At 45.3% G+C, this 13,746-nt stretch carries 12 protein-coding genes and 1 other annotated feature; of the genes, 5 read left to right on the top strand and 7 right to left on the bottom strand.

What is annotated here, in order from left to right; all coding sequences use genetic code 11:
• The first annotated feature begins 50 nt into the window (after positions 1 to 50).
• Positions 51 to 890, top strand: coding sequence for a helix-turn-helix transcriptional regulator (locus tag LWH95_RS15140; RefSeq protein WP_133485512.1), 840 nt, complete (start codon positions 51 to 53; stop codon positions 888 to 890).
• Positions 891 to 933: 43 nt separating this feature from the next.
• On the opposite strand, the gene LWH95_RS15135 is transcribed toward LWH95_RS15140, so the two are convergent.
• The 3 genes from LWH95_RS15135 to ywaE form a co-directional block, all read right to left on the bottom strand.
• Positions 934 to 2,301, bottom strand: coding sequence for a M28 family metallopeptidase (locus LWH95_RS15135; protein ID WP_133485514.1), 1,368 nt, complete (start codon positions 2,299 to 2,301; stop codon positions 934 to 936).
• A 154-nt stretch (positions 2,302 to 2,455) separates the two neighbouring features.
• Positions 2,456 to 3,694 (bottom strand): tyrosine--tRNA ligase, encoded by a 1,239-nt coding sequence (gene tyrS, locus LWH95_RS15130; protein WP_133485516.1) that lies wholly within the window; start codon positions 3,692 to 3,694, stop codon positions 2,456 to 2,458.
• A gap of 44 nt (positions 3,695 to 3,738) precedes the next feature.
• Positions 3,739 to 3,951 (bottom strand) — a binding site (T-box leader).
• Positions 3,946 to 4,461 carry a tyrZ transcriptional regulator YwaE gene (ywaE, locus tag LWH95_RS15125; RefSeq protein ID WP_232919906.1) on the bottom strand — a complete coding sequence of 172 codons (516 nt, stop codon included), beginning with the start codon at positions 4,459 to 4,461 and terminating at the stop codon, positions 3,946 to 3,948. (Overlaps the previous feature by 6 nt.)
• A 150-nt stretch (positions 4,462 to 4,611) precedes the next feature.
• Between ywaE and LWH95_RS15120 the strand changes: the two genes are divergently transcribed.
• The gene (locus LWH95_RS15120; RefSeq protein WP_003236090.1) at positions 4,612 to 5,325 is read left to right on the top strand and encodes a YwaF family protein; all 714 of its coding nucleotides are present in this window, start codon (positions 4,612 to 4,614) and stop codon (positions 5,323 to 5,325) included.
• 110 nt (positions 5,326 to 5,435) lie between these two features.
• A complete protein-coding gene (locus LWH95_RS15115) occupies positions 5,436 to 6,296 on the top strand; it encodes a glycosyltransferase family 8 protein (RefSeq protein ID WP_232919905.1) in 861 nt (286 codons plus the stop codon).
• A gap of 52 nt (positions 6,297 to 6,348) precedes the next feature.
• On the opposite strand, the gene sacY is transcribed toward LWH95_RS15115, so the two are convergent.
• The 3 genes from sacY to LWH95_RS15100 all read right to left on the bottom strand — a co-directional run bounded on the left by sacY (position 6,349) and on the right by LWH95_RS15100 (position 11,013).
• Positions 6,349 to 7,191, bottom strand: coding sequence for a transcription antiterminator SacY (gene sacY / locus LWH95_RS15110; protein ID WP_019259836.1), 843 nt, complete (start codon positions 7,189 to 7,191; stop codon positions 6,349 to 6,351).
• Between the two features lie 54 nt (positions 7,192 to 7,245).
• Positions 7,246 to 8,625 (bottom strand): SacY negative regulator SacX, encoded by a 1,380-nt coding sequence (sacX, locus tag LWH95_RS15105; RefSeq protein WP_232919904.1) that lies wholly within the window; start codon positions 8,623 to 8,625, stop codon positions 7,246 to 7,248.
• 450 nt (positions 8,626 to 9,075) lie between these two features.
• On the bottom strand, positions 9,076 to 11,013 hold the full coding sequence (locus LWH95_RS15100) for a S8 family peptidase (RefSeq protein ID WP_232919903.1): 1,938 nt from the start codon (positions 11,011 to 11,013) through the stop codon (positions 9,076 to 9,078).
• Positions 11,014 to 11,240: 227 nt separating this feature from the next.
• Here LWH95_RS15100 and celB point away from each other — a divergent pair, with 227 nt between their 5' ends.
• Both celB and LWH95_RS15090 read left to right on the top strand, forming a co-directional pair.
• Positions 11,241 to 12,575 carry a PTS cellobiose transporter subunit IIC gene (celB, locus tag LWH95_RS15095; RefSeq protein ID WP_088111834.1) on the top strand — a complete coding sequence of 445 codons (1,335 nt, stop codon included), beginning with the start codon at positions 11,241 to 11,243 and terminating at the stop codon, positions 12,573 to 12,575.
• 70 nt (positions 12,576 to 12,645) lie between these two features.
• A complete protein-coding gene (locus LWH95_RS15090; RefSeq protein ID WP_232919920.1) occupies positions 12,646 to 13,323 on the top strand; it encodes a DUF2711 domain-containing protein in 678 nt (225 codons plus the stop codon).
• 33 nt (positions 13,324 to 13,356) lie between these two features.
• Here LWH95_RS15090 and glxA read toward each other — a convergent pair whose 3' ends face one another.
• On the bottom strand, positions 13,357 to 13,737 hold the full coding sequence (gene glxA / locus LWH95_RS15085; RefSeq protein WP_003236077.1) for a glyoxalase GlxA: 381 nt from the start codon (positions 13,735 to 13,737) through the stop codon (positions 13,357 to 13,359).
• Between the last annotated feature and the right edge of the window lie 9 nt (positions 13,738 to 13,746).

Here is a 13,746-nt window from a genome sequence, read left to right as displayed (position 1 = left end):
TTTTATGTAGAATACAAATAGGAAATTCTATGCAGGAGGAGAGTGTGTATGTGGACGGTATGGCAGAAAAACGGAAAGAACTTGGTGAGTTTTTAAAATTAAAAAGGGCGCAGCTTTCTCCGCAAGAATTTGGATTGCCTTTAGGCACCAGAAGGAAAACGACAGGCTTGAGAAGAGAGGAAATGGCCCAGCTGTCCGGTATCGGTGTCACATGGTACACATGGCTGGAGCAGGGAAGGGATATTCGGGTATCGACACAGGTACTGGAAAGCATATCAAGAGTGCTCAAATTGAATTACGAGGAAAAACGCCATGTCTTTCTGTTGGCAGGACATCATGTTCTTTTAGATGATCAGGATGAGGAAAACAAGAGCCTTCCTCTGGCTGTGCGGCACTTTATTGATCATTTAACCAATTGCCCTGTTTATGTGACTGACGAAAAGTGGGACGTTATTGCTTGGAACACGGCGGCTTGTGCGGTGTTCGGCGATTTTGGCCAAATGGGCAGAAAGGAAAGGAACGCCATATGGCGATGTTTCACGTCGAAAGAGTACCGGAATCTGCTGGACGACTGGGAAAGCCACGCCAAAAAACTCATCGCACAATTTCGATCGACAGCCAGCCGGTTTCTCGGGGAAGCATGGATAAAAGAGCTGATTGATGAGTTAACTGAAGTAAGCCCAGAATTTAAAAAATGGTGGAACCACCACGAAGTGTTAGGCACACATGCAGGAGAAAAAGTGCTTCATCACCCGTCAGCGGGCACAATGGTGATGGAGCATATGACATTGCAAATTTATGACTCACCGGATTTGAAACTGACCATTTATCGGCCGTTAGAGAAAGAAAATACGGCAGATAAACTGAAAGCTTTACTTATAGACAGTTAAATAGCTCATTACCTTAAAAAGACGGCAGCAAGTGCCGTCTTTCTTATTTAATATCTTCATAAATGTCAGAGGCTTTGGCCTTCATTTGTGTCTTATTGGTTTTCGGTTTCTTCTCTTTTTTCACAGCTTGATAGACAGCGGCTGTCACAAGGTCGCCGGCCTGCTGGAGGCGTTCTTTGCTGATATGCTCGATCGAGTCTTCAGGGGTATGATACCACGGCTCAACTTCTTCAGTTTCAGGGTCTCCCCAAATAAAGTTGGCGGAATCAATGCCGGCTTCGTGGAACGGCACATGATCAGATGATCCTCCCTGTGTCAGAGACAGGCTGTCAAACCCAATTTTATCAGCGGCCGTATGGCTGGATTCCCAAACAGCGTTAGATTGGCCGTCCAATGTGTTGACATACAGCTCAGACGCATTCTCCCAGCTTGTGCCTACCATGTCTAAGTTAAAGTTCACTTCACTTCGTTTCAGCTCTTTTTCTGATAGATGATCTACATAATGAGAGGAGCCGAGCAGGCCGAGCTCTTCAGCGCCGAAAGCGATAAAGCGGATTTCTTTGTCAGAAGGAATGCTTTTTAAGACGCGCGCCATCTCCAGCATGACAGAGGTTCCTGAGCCGTTGTCATTTGCTCCGGGCGAAAAAGGCACACTGTCGTAATGGGCCGTCACGTACACAATGTCTGGATGTTTGATGTTCTTTGGTTTTTTGATACCAATGATGTTCTGGGAGGTTTGGTTTGCGAATGCGTTTAGTTTTAAGGTGGCTTCTTTTTGCTGGGCAAGGGCTTCACCATCTTCTTTCTTAATTCCAACGACAGGAATGCCGGTTTTATTTCCCGACAGGTTTGGCGTCACAGGCACGAGGCTTTCTTTGTTGTTATAAATGATGACAGCCTTCGCTCCGGCGTCTTCGGCGTTCTTGGCTTTCTCGTAAAATGTCAGATCTCCTCTGGAAATCAAGGCGATTTTGCCCTTGGCGTCAGCGGTGAAGTCCTTTGGATAGCCTAAGCCGGCATTGTAAAGCGGAGCCGTCAGCCCTTTTTCCTCAGTCGGGGCTGAGCCGGATGCCGCCCGGAGAAGAATGTCGCGTCCTTCTGAAGACAGCGTTCCCTCAAGCCGGTCAGGGATACCGAATCGTTGAACCTTCACATCAAGCTTTAATTTTCTCAAGGTTGAGGCGATCAATAAGGCACTCTTTTTTTCAGCGGCAGTTCCGGCTATTCTGGGGCCGATTGCTTCACTGAGCTGAGAAATGGTGGAATACGCACGCTTTCCTTTGAATGGGAGCTCTCGCTCGCTATCTGATATTTGAACAGCGCGGGCGGCAGGGGTGACACTCTGTGCCGGCAAGAGAACCGTTCCGGCAGTTAAAACAGCCATCGTCATTACAGTCAAAAGCTTTTTCATCGAAAATAAACCTCCCCTAATGTATGGATGAGGATTATTTCGGGATGCTAAAGGTATTTCCTGCAAAATGGAGAGCGTTTTTGAAAAGACAGTGCTTTATACCTGCAAAAAAACGCTTATGAATGAAGGGTCATAAGCGTTTCTGGATATTAGATTATTGAAGTTTAAAAAACTTGCGTTTGCCGACTTGGATGATCATATTTTCCTTTATCTCTGCATCAGCGTGGATATCTGTTATTTTCTCTCCGTTAATTCGGACACCGCCGTTTTGAATCATGCGGCGCGCTTCGCTCTTCGAAGAGAGAAGCTTCAATGTGACGAGCAGATCGACAACCGCTAGCGCTTTCTCGCCTTCCCATTTCACAGCCGGAATATCCTCAGGCAGGCTGTTTTCCTGAAAGACTGTTTTAAACGAGTGTTCGGCAGCTTCAGCGGCTTCTGCTCCGTGATACATTCGGACTATCGTTTTGGCTAAAAGCATTTTGGCATCCCTTGGATGAACGGCGCCGGTTTCTAAGTCTTTCACGAGCTGTTTTTTCTCTTCAAGCTCTAAGTCCGTTGCCAAATGAATGTATTTTTTCATGAGGCTGTCGGGCAGTGACATTGTTTTTCCGTACATGTCGTTTGGATGTTCGTCAATGCCGATGTAGTTGTGTTTTGACTTCGACATTTTTTCAACGCCGTCCAAGCCTTCCAAGAGCGGCATAAGGATGACAACTTGTTTTTCTTTGTCGTATCGTTCTTGGAAATGCCGTCCCATCAGCACATTGAAATGCTGATCTGTTCCGCCTAATTCAATATCGCTTTCGAGAACAACGGAATCGTATCCCTGCATCAGCGGGTAAAAGAATTCATGGAGTGAGATCGGTTTTTGCATGGCGATGCGTTCTTCAAAGTCGTCGCGCTCCATCAGGCGGGCTACCGTTATTTTGCCTGCCAATTCAATGACATCCTCCAGATTCAATGTTTTCAGCCATTTCGAGTTGTAGTGAAGCTCGACTTTTTCTTGATCAAGCACTTTTCCGAATTGCTGAAAGTATGTTTTGGCGTTTTGCTGAACTTCTTCATCAGTCAGCTGCTTTCTGGCTGCTGATTTTCCGGTCGGATCCCCGATTTTTCCTGTGAAATCCCCAATTAACAGCTGAACAATGTGGCCGTTTTCTTGAAATTGGCGAAGCTTGTTTAACACAACTGTATGGCCCAAATGCACATCTGGTGCAGACGGATCTAATCCGAGCTTAATTTTAAGCGGTGTGCCTGTGGAAACGGATTTGACTAGCTTGGCCTTTAATTCCTCCGGTGGTATGACCTCATGGGCGCCTGTCATGTATAGCTGAAGCTGTCTTTCGACTTCTTTTTGCTGTGCAGCTGTAAGCTGATCAAATGTTTTCATCGTTCATCCTCCTTTTTTAGAAACACAAAAAAGAGCCCATCCCAATAAGGGACGTGGCTCAATGCACGCGGTACCACCCTGGTTGAAGACATCGTCTTCCGCTCATTCGAATAACGGTTTCCCGTTCTTTGCTACTAAGGTTCACAAAGAAAGCTCGGGGAGGTAATTCACGTTTGCCTGTGTGCCGGCTCGCACCTTCCGCCGGCTCTCTGAAACAGGGAGACAAACCGCTACTGGATTCCCGTCAAAGCTTATGTGGTATGAAGATTGTCAGCTACCTTTCTAAGCAGCTCTGTCAGTGTTTTCTGTTCGTCCTTCGTCATTCCCGCAATGAGCTCTGCTTCCCCTTTGTGAAACTCCGGGTAGAGTTCTTCGATCGCTTGTTTGCCGGAATCGGTGATGGAGACAAACACGAGTCGTCGATCTCTTGTGTCGATGCTTTTACGGCAAAAACTCTTTTTTTCGAGCGTTTTGATCACGTTGCTTGCTGTAGCTGTTGAAATGCCTGACAGTTCAGCAATTTTTCTCGTTTCGAGCTTCCCCCATACCCATAGATCATAAAGAATGGAGAAAGCGGTCCAAGAAAGTTTATAAGAAGAAAGAACCTCATTCTCCATTTTGACACGGAGCTTTTGCGCAGACCGATACAGATTCGTCGCAATCGATATGGCTTCCAGGTTCAGTGACTCAACGGGCATTTGTTTAAGCTTAGAAAGTGTGTCGTGTTCTTCTTTCTGAAGCTGCTGATGTTGATAGGAACGTTCCATTTTTTAGGCCTGCCTTAAATTATCAGAATCATTAGCTATGAAATGAATTGTAACAGAGTTTGATTTGAACTTCAAGCCAATATATCGGTTGAATAAAAAATGCCGCAAGAACCCCAAAATAAAGAAAAGACCACAAACGGGGGTGCAATCTTGCAAAAATATGTTCAATCCGTCTATAAACATGATCCGTTTCACCTTTTTTCAGCAGAGCATGTGGTGACGTTAGCGATTATCGCTCTTTTGGCCATTCTGTTGTTTCTGTTCCGCAAGGCGGTCAAGCGGCCTAATGTCAGCCGGTTTCTGCGCTATTTGTTTGTATTTCTGTTGCTTGGTTCGCAAATCGGCTATCAAATATGGATGATTGCCACGGGCAGGTGGTCGGTGCGCACTTCATTGCCTCTCCAGCTTAGTGACCTGTCGGTGTATTTGTCAGCCATCATGCTGGTGACCAAAAGCAGGAGGCTGTTTGTATTTTTATATTTTGTCGGCATCGGCAGCTCGATTCAGGCTCTTTTGACACCTGACCTGGGTATGTTTTCATTTCCGCATGTGCGATATATCCTCTTTTTTATTTCGCATGGGTCTGTGTTTTTATCCTGCCTGCTGATGGCGGTGGTCGGCACTTACAGAATGGGCCAGCGCTCTTTATGGGTGACCGTCCTGATTGTCAATGTGTACGGAGTCTGCATTTATCTGCTTGACCGCTGGATTGGCGCGAATTACATGTATTTGACGAAAAAACCGGGCGGTTCTTCTCTCCTGGATGTTCTCGGGCCGTGGCCGTGGTATATCGCTTCGGCTGAAGCCATTACGATCGCAAGCTTTTTTGTCCTTTATTGGCTATATCGCATGTTCAAAAAGTGACACCTTTTTTGTTGTATAGCACATTCTGTCTAAAAAAATATTGAAGAATAGTGTTTAATTTTCTGAAATCGGGAATGTAACTTGTACAACACAAAGGGAGATGAATACCATTGAAGAAAGATGAAATTATGCATATCGTGTCATGCGCAGATGATAATTATGCTCGTCATTTAGGTGGGATGTTCGTTTCTTTATTGACAAATATGGATCGGGAGAGAGAGATAAAATTATACGTCATTGATGGTGGAATTAAGCCTGATAACAAAAGAAGACTGGAAGAAACCACATTGAAATTCGGCGTCCCGATTGAATTTTTAGAAGTGGATACCAATATGTATGAACATGCGGTAGAGAGCAGCCATATTACAAAAGCGGCGTATTACCGCATTTCGATTCCTGACTTAATTAAGGACGAAAGCATCAAACGAATGATTTATATCGACTGTGATGCGATTATCCTTGAGGATATTTCGAAACTGTGGGACTTAGATATTGCGCCATATACGGTTGCTGCTGTTGAGGATGCGGGGCAGCATGAACGCCTGAAAGAAATGAATGTCAGTGATACAGGGAAGTATTTTAACTCAGGTATCATGATTATTGATTTTGAACCTTGGAGAAAGCAAAACATCACAGAAAAAGTCATCAACTTTATCAATGAAAACCCGTCTGAAGACTTTCTTATGCTGCACGATCAAGATGCACTGAATGCGATCTTGTATGATCAGTGGTATGAACTTCATCCGCGCTGGAACGCTCAAACCTATATCATATTAAAACAAAAAACGCCTGCGACGCTGTTAGGCCAGAAACTTTATAGAGAAACGAGAGAAAACCCGGCCATTGTCCACTTCTGCGGCGGAGAAAAGCCTTGGAATTCCAATACGAAACACCCGTATCGCGATCAGTATTTCCATTACATGTCGTATACGAAGTGGAATACAATCAGCAATCCGGCGATCAACCAATAAATCGGATATAAAAAACGCTTTTGATCAGCTCAAAAGCGTTTTTTTGTTTGCCTCAGCGTGCGACTGACCGTTGGTAAAACCGCTGAATATGCATGGCGATATAGCACAATTCTTTCTCAGGAAACTCAAAGCCGTATTCCTTCTTCACAAATGTGCCGATGCTTAGGGCACACAGGAAGGCATCCTTAAACTTCTCTTTAATAATGTCGATCATTTCTGCATCCAGCTCGTAAATGGATTCACCCGCTTTGATATGCTGAATGGCGAAACGGAGATGGGTCACAAGCCGTTCATAAGAAATGGTATCTTCAACAATATTGATTGACAGCTGAATTTCAATAATCTCGATAATATCACGGATCATTGTTGTAATATCAAGCGTCTGTGTCATATCACCGGCATTGTTTCTTGCTGTGTGGATATGCATGGCAATATTGCCGATTTCATCATCAGGAATGTGAATCCCCAGTTTATCTTTAATTAGCGTTCTGGCCCACAAGCCGATCTGGAATTCCTTCGGATAAAGAACTTTGATCTCATTCAGCAGCGGATTTTTGATGACCATTCCATTGCTCAGGCGTTCGATTGCAAAGGAAAGATGGTCTGAAAAAGCGACGTGAATTCGCTCGTTGATTTTGATGTTCAGCTCTTTTTCGGCATGGGAGATAATTTGCTCGGAAATCTGAATATGGTCTTCCGGCAATGTTTCTAAAATCTCTTCGAACTGCTTATAGTCAGGTGTATCTTTTCTGACAAAGGTTTTTTCTATTTTTGACGGATCGACAATATCATTCTTCTTTTTATCGAACGCAATTCCTGCACCTAAGAGAATCTTCTCTTCATTTTGATCCTTTACGACGATAGCATTATGATTTAAGATTCTTTTAATTTTCATAGCTTTTTTTGTCCTTTCATCCCCCGTTTTATGAATGAAAACGAATAAATCCAGTTATTCTGTCTCTTCTTTAAACCCGAGAAACAATGTAGCTATAAAAGCAGAGACGGCCGCGATCAAAAAACCGATCATATAATGAACAAAATTAGCGGCGCCGAACGGCAGCACGATTGAAATCATCGGAATGCCTGTGAGCCCGTAGGAATTCGACACGACATGTACCGCAACCACGTATGCTCCGCCAATAGCACCGCCGATGGCAGCTCCGATAAAGGGGCGGATCAGTTTGACATTTACTCCGAATACAATCGGCTCCACAATGCCTAAAAACGCGGTCAGGGAAGCAGGGAGGGCAATTTTCTTCAGGCTTGATTGTTTCGTTTTGAAGAAAACCGCAAGCCCCGCTCCGCCTTGGGCCACATTCGCCATCGACCATATCGGCACTAAAAAGTTCACTCCGACATGCGGATCAGCAAGCAGCGTTGCCTCTATCGCATAAAAGCTATGATGCAAGCCAGATAGAACGATGGTGGAGTAGATGCCGCCGAACAGGGCTCCGGCGGCAATGCCGGCGTGATCATAAATATAGACAATCGACTGTGTCATGATTTGGCCGATGATAGACGCGGCGGGATTCATCACAATCAGCGCGAGGCACCCTGTCATCAGGACCGTAATAAAAGGAATGATGACGACATCGAGCGACTTCGGCACAATCGATTTTAACAGCTTCTCGATTTGGCTCATGACATAAACGGAGAGAAGAATCGGGATAATGGAGCCCTGATAGCCCATCATTGGTATATGCAGCCCCCAGATATCTAAGGAAGCGGGGGTTTTGCTGCCGAGCATAGACGGGTCCAGCAGATCAGGATGCGTCAGGAGCCCTGCTATCACTGCCCCTAAATATGGGTTGCTTCCAAATTGCCGTGCGGCACTGAAGCCGACCAAAATCGGCAGCAAAATAAAGGCTGTACTGGACACGAGATCGAGCACTTTGATCCACGGGCTGTCAGCTGCGAACCAGTGAAACACCTTAATCATTCCGATCAGCCCCATGAGCAGGCCGCTTGCTGTTATTGCCGGGATAATCGGCACAAAAATATCGGACAGTGTTTTTGCAAATGCTGCGACAGGGTTCAGCTTCCGGCTGGCCTTTTTCTGTTGAACAGGCTCTTCAGAAGGCGCGGCCTCCCACACGTGAACAACTTCTTTATATATTTTGTTGACGATGCCTGCTCCGAAGATAATCTGGAATAGCCCATATCGGAAAAAGGTGCCCTGTACACCTTGCAGATTTTCTATGGCATGTATATCGATTTTCGTCTCGTCTTTTACCTCAAAACGAAGACGGGTCGTACAATGGCTGATGCTGATAATATTGCTTTTTCCTCCTGCGAGGAGCAATAATTCTTTTGCAATCTCTTTTTGCAAGCAATCAAAACCTCCTTTGCTGAAGAAAAGTCGGCTTGTTCATCGTATCAAATGAAAAGTTGACAATCAAAATGAAAAAAGTGAGAAATACCGGCTGATAATGACAAAACGTGCAGGGACAACAAAAAATGCCCGCGTCGGTGACGGAGCATGAGAATAGGGATTGTCCATGGCGCCGTAATAAGCCCAACACGAAAAGAAGAGTTAAAATGTCCTGATTTTTTTGGACACTAATACTCCCTTTGCATCATTGGGTCTTGCCTGCCTGACCAGTCACAATCCCGCCATATGTGGTGATAACTGTAATAACGTTCATTTTATGCTGTTCATGGCTGGATAGCAATAGTATGAAAAGCCTGTGCGATGAATGGGAAAAAGGTTGTGCGTGGTGTTTTTAGGGATGTAAAAAAGCCTGTAAGACTTAGAATACAAGTTTTACAGGCTTTTTGGTTACTTTTTCGGTTTGACGGCATTCAGCCGTTTTTGCAGCTTTGTTTTTTCATTGGATGCTTGTAATTGATTCACTGCAGACTGAGCGGATGCCTTTGATTGTTTTGTTTTGTCTTTTTCCGCTTTCTTCACTTTGGCTTTGGCAGTTTCGACTTTTTTTGCTTCGGCGGCCGCTGCTTTTTTCTTCACTTTGTCTAACCGTTTTTGCAAGGACGTTTTGTCTTTGCCTGATTGAAGCTGATTGACTGCTGATTGTGCTTTTGTCGCATTTGCATTAGTTGATTTCTTTTCTGCTGCTGCGACTGATTGCTGCGCCGTTTTCAAATTGGTGCTTTTCACTTTAGTAAGGCGCTTCTGCAGGGACGTTTTTTCTGAACCTGCCGGCAGCTTGCTGACTGCTGATTGTGCACTGTCTACATCTGATTTCTTTTTGCTTTTTTCCGCTTTCGCCACTTTCTCTTTCGCTTGCTTTGATGCGATATAGCGTTTTACTTGGTCTAAGCGTTTTTGCAGGTTCTTTTTGTCTGTCCCGTTCGGCAGCTTGTTAATGGCAGTTTGGGCTGTATCGACGGTTTGCTGTGTTTTATACTTTTCTGCCTTTACGACTTTGTCTTTCGCATCTTTTACATTTCTGTATGACTGTATTTTATCCAGTCTTTTTTGCAGGGCTGTTTTGGCGTCAGAATTCGGCAGCTGGCTGACGAGTTCTCTCGCTTTGTTGATATCGGTTTGCGTTTTTGTCTGTTCCGCTTTTTTCACCGCTTGCTCTGCCGCCGCGTACGCTGAATCTGTTGCTTGCGCTTTATACTGGATGAAGCCGTAGCCAAATTGCTGATCGCGGCCTGTTGTTCCAAGATCAACGATATTTTTCTGCATATCTGCACGAAGCTGCACGTTTGTCTCGGCAGGATCACGCTGTTTTAACAAAGCAAACATGGCAGCGGCGTGCGGTGTCGCTTGGGATGTTCCGCTTCCTGTCGCATAAAATTGGTTTAAGTAAGTGCTCGTGATGTTTGTTCCCGGCGCTGAAAATTCAACTTCATCTCCAGTTGTTGAGAAGGAGGCAAGCTGATTATTTTCGTTTGTTGCTGAAACCGCAATGACGCTGCTGTATGCCGCCGGATAGTTCACTGGCTTGCCGTTCCCGTCGTTCCCGCTGGCGGCAACAAGCAGAACGCCTTGTTCATAAGCTTTGTCCACGGCGTCATGAAGGATTTGGCTGTCTGACGTCGTGCCAAGGCTCATATTGACGATGTCCATCCCGTTTGCGATCGACCAGTCAATTCCTTGGAGAAGGCCTTGAAGATCCCCCGAGCCGTTCTGATCAAGCGCTTTAACCGCGTATATTTGTGCTTCCGGTGCGATGCCGTCAATTCCGTAGCCGTTATGCTTGGCTCCGATAATCCCTGCGACATGTGTTCCGTGGCCGTTATCATCTTTGTAAGAAGAGGTGTAACTGACAGCTGAAAACCCGCCGGCAATCGACAGGTCATCGTGGGGGGAGATCCCGCTGTCAATGACTGCAATTTTGACATCTTTGCCTGTCAGTCCTGCCTTCCAAGCCTGTTTCACCTGAATGGGCTCAAGGTTCCACTGCTCGAAGTTGTCAGAGGTGTCAGTGCCGTCTGACAGGACTTTGAAATCCGTGCTGCCTGCTGCGGTGAAGGAGACATTGTTTTCGACATACAAAATATCAGGATCCTGTTTTAATTCTTTCACTGTCTCCTGATCTGCTGTGACCGCTACCGCCGGCAGATGCTTATACTGTTGTTCAACCTCAGCATCGCTGTCCAGAACGGTTTCCTTGCCGGCTTTGTTTTTATAAACCACAATAACCTCTTTCTCGCTGCTGTTTTGCGCATGAGCGAGAGGGCCTATGGCGAGAAAACTGAAAAACAGAGTGGCTGATACAATGAGTTTGCAAGACATGTTTTTCATGGTTCATCTCCTTTTTTCTATGATGTTTGATATATATATCGGAGAAAAAAGAGAGTTTGATAGTAAGGAGAAAAAAATATTTTCATGGACAGATTATTTAGCAGAATGCAGATTTTTTCCGCAGGAAGAGGAAATTTTCCAAATGAATTTGTAAGCGTTTTCAAAATAAGATAAAGAAAACATTGCGAAGGTTGTTCACAAAGCAATGAGAAAAGGGGGCTTTTCAGATGAGCGCATTCACTCGGGTGATGGAAGAAAAAATAATGCCTGTCGCTGGGAAAATTGCCGGGCAACGGCATCTCAGCGCTTTGCGTGACGGAATTATCCTGACCATGCCGCTGATTATTATTGGGTCTGTCTTTTTGATTTTAACGAGCCTGCCGATTCCCGGTTATGCTGATTTCATGACGAGTGTGTTTGGGAAAGAGTGGGCGGATAAGCTCGGATATCCGGTTAATGCTTCGTTTGATATTATGGCGATGATTGCCGCGTTTGGAATCGCCTATCGGCTGGCAGAAAGCTATGGTGTCGATGCCCTATCAGCCGGTGCGATATCAATTGCCGCATTTCTGTTGGCAACGCCGTTTGAAGTGCCGTTTACGCCGGATGGCTCAACGGAATCCATCATGGTCGGGGGCGGAATTCCGATCACACTGCTTGGCAGCAAGGGTTTATTTGTCGCCATGCTGATCGCTTTGTTTTCAACTGAAATTTATCGGTACATTATTCAAAAAAATATCGTCTTCAAAATGCCAGACGGCGTGCCGCCGGCGGTAAGCAAATCATTTGTCGCGCTGATTCCCGGCTTTATCATTGTTTTTCTAGTGTGGCTGGCGCGTCTTCTGATTGAAATGACGCCTTTTCAGAGCCTGCACAATGTCGTAGGAGACCTGCTTGGCACACCGCTTTCCATTCTTGGCGGCAGTCTGGGCGGGAGCCTGATCGCTGAGTTTGTGCAGATGCTGCTTTGGTCGTGCGGGATTCACGGAGCTTCAATCATTGGCGGAATCATGGCGCCGATTTGGTACGGCGCGATGGATGCCAACCGTCTCGCGTTTCAGGCTGGCGAGGCGCTGCCAAGTATTTTTACGACTCAGTTCTTTCAAATTTGGATCAATGTCGGCGGGAGCGGAGCGACGCTGGCGCTTGTCCTGACGATGCTTGTGCGCTCCCGGAGCAAACAAATGAAGCAGCTTGGCCGACTAGGGATTGGCCCTGCGCTATTTAATATCAACGAGCCGATCATTTTCGGTATGCCGATTGTCATGAACCCGCTCCTCATTGTTCCTTTTATCATCGCACCACTCCTCACGATAACAGCAACTTATATCGGCATGAGCACCGGACTGGTGGCAAGGCCGGCCGGAATCGCCGTGCCATGGACGATGCCGCCGCTCATATCAGGCTACCTGGCGACAGGCGGAAAGGTATCGGGTGCTGTTATGCAGCTGGTGAATCTACTGATCACCTGCGCCATCTACTATCCGTTTTTCAGAATATGGGATCATCAAAAATGGAAGGAAGAGAGTGCGGTTGAATCCGGGGGTAAGAATGTTTCGTGATGTAACGTAAAAGGGCTGATGGTCTTCTAACAACTATAAGTAAATGTTAGAATATGTAAAGGGGGTGCGCATGCTAGATTACATATGGTTAGAAGACGAATCACCAATCTTAAAACAAATACCAGTCGAATATACATCAGCTGCTATTTTATTTTCTCCTTTTATTCAAATGCCTGTAGGATGGGAAAAAGCAAAGAGAAAAAATGATTATGAGCATATCTATCCAAATGATGAGGAAATAAGGGATAAAGGCAAAGCTGTTTCATGGAAGAAGGTTATGTCCTCTTGCGGCTTTCAAACACATGCTGAGCTGGCGCTTGCTTTAATGACATCGATAGGTGCCTTAAGGGATGAGTGCTCGAGACAAGATTTGGCTAAACTTTTACATGCAAACATAAAAGAAGGTCTCTTTTATCCTAGTGAGGACCATATTTCAAATTTTCATATCCCTGGTTTGGTAAAAGTGCTTGGTTCGAACGGATCCAAGCGGTTTTATTACTCAGAACCAATTGTGGAAAACAGCGGCTTTTTGGATACAACTGAGGCTAACTTGCAGACGATACTTGATGAAGCCGCCGCAGAGCTCATTTTGACTGATAAGAAAATGGACTTTGTGTTTATGAGTGTATATGACTCATTCATTAATGTTTTTTTAGCGAAAGATGAAAACATCAATGACTTGGTTCAGCGTATGGGCTGGGAAGCCATGATTTGCGATGAGTCAACGTATATCAGTTGGTATAGATAAAAAAAGAACGTACAAAATGTACGTTCTTTATTTTTAACGCTGAAAGAACTCAATCCACTCGCCATCAGGACCTTCAATATAGAAGTAACGGTACCCGTTTGGAAGAGTTGTGATCTCTTCGTCGATAAATTTCGCGTTCATTCTTTCCGCTTTTGTATATTCAGCCGCGATGTCATCAGTCAGCAGGGCAATGTGGTGCACTTTTCCTTCGACGGGAAGCTCACTGCTGTAGCCTTGAATCAGTTCGATTTCTGTTTCCGGACCGTCTTCAAAGCCAAGAAAAGCAAGCTCGATTACGCCGTTCGTATGTGTGATGCGATCCTTCAATTTCATGCCGAGAACCTCTTCATAAAATGTGATGGACGCGTTGATATCCCTTACCATAATGCCTGTATGGTCAATTCGTTTTGCCATGCTGCTCCT

Origin of the sequence: Bacillus sp. G16, assembly GCF_021282335.1 — a bacterium.
GTDB lineage: Bacteria > Bacillota > Bacilli > Bacillales > Bacillaceae > Bacillus > Bacillus inaquosorum.
This window is presented reverse-complemented; position numbering and strand designations above follow the sequence as displayed.

Coding starts and splice junctions, on each gene's coding strand:
- LWH95_RS15100 (WP_232919903.1), bottom strand. CDS start 11,013: ATGAAAAACATGTCTTGCAAACTCATTGTATCAGCCACTCTGTTTTTC.
- glxA (WP_003236077.1), bottom strand. CDS start 13,737: ATGGCAAAACGAATTGACCATACAGGCATTATGGTAAGGGATATCAAC.
- ywaE (WP_232919906.1), bottom strand. CDS start 4,461: ATGGAACGTTCCTATCAACATCAGCAGCTTCAGAAAGAAGAACACGAC.
- celB (WP_088111834.1), top strand. CDS start 11,241: ATGAGCGCATTCACTCGGGTGATGGAAGAAAAAATAATGCCTGTCGCT.
- tyrS (WP_133485516.1), bottom strand. CDS start 3,694: ATGAAAACATTTGATCAGCTTACAGCTGCACAGCAAAAAGAAGTCGAA.
- sacY (WP_019259836.1), bottom strand. CDS start 7,191: ATGAAAATTAAAAGAATCTTAAATCATAATGCTATCGTCGTAAAGGAT.
- LWH95_RS15135 (WP_133485514.1), bottom strand. CDS start 2,301: ATGAAAAAGCTTTTGACTGTAATGACGATGGCTGTTTTAACTGCCGGA.
- LWH95_RS15090 (WP_232919920.1), top strand. CDS start 12,646: ATGCTAGATTACATATGGTTAGAAGACGAATCACCAATCTTAAAACAA.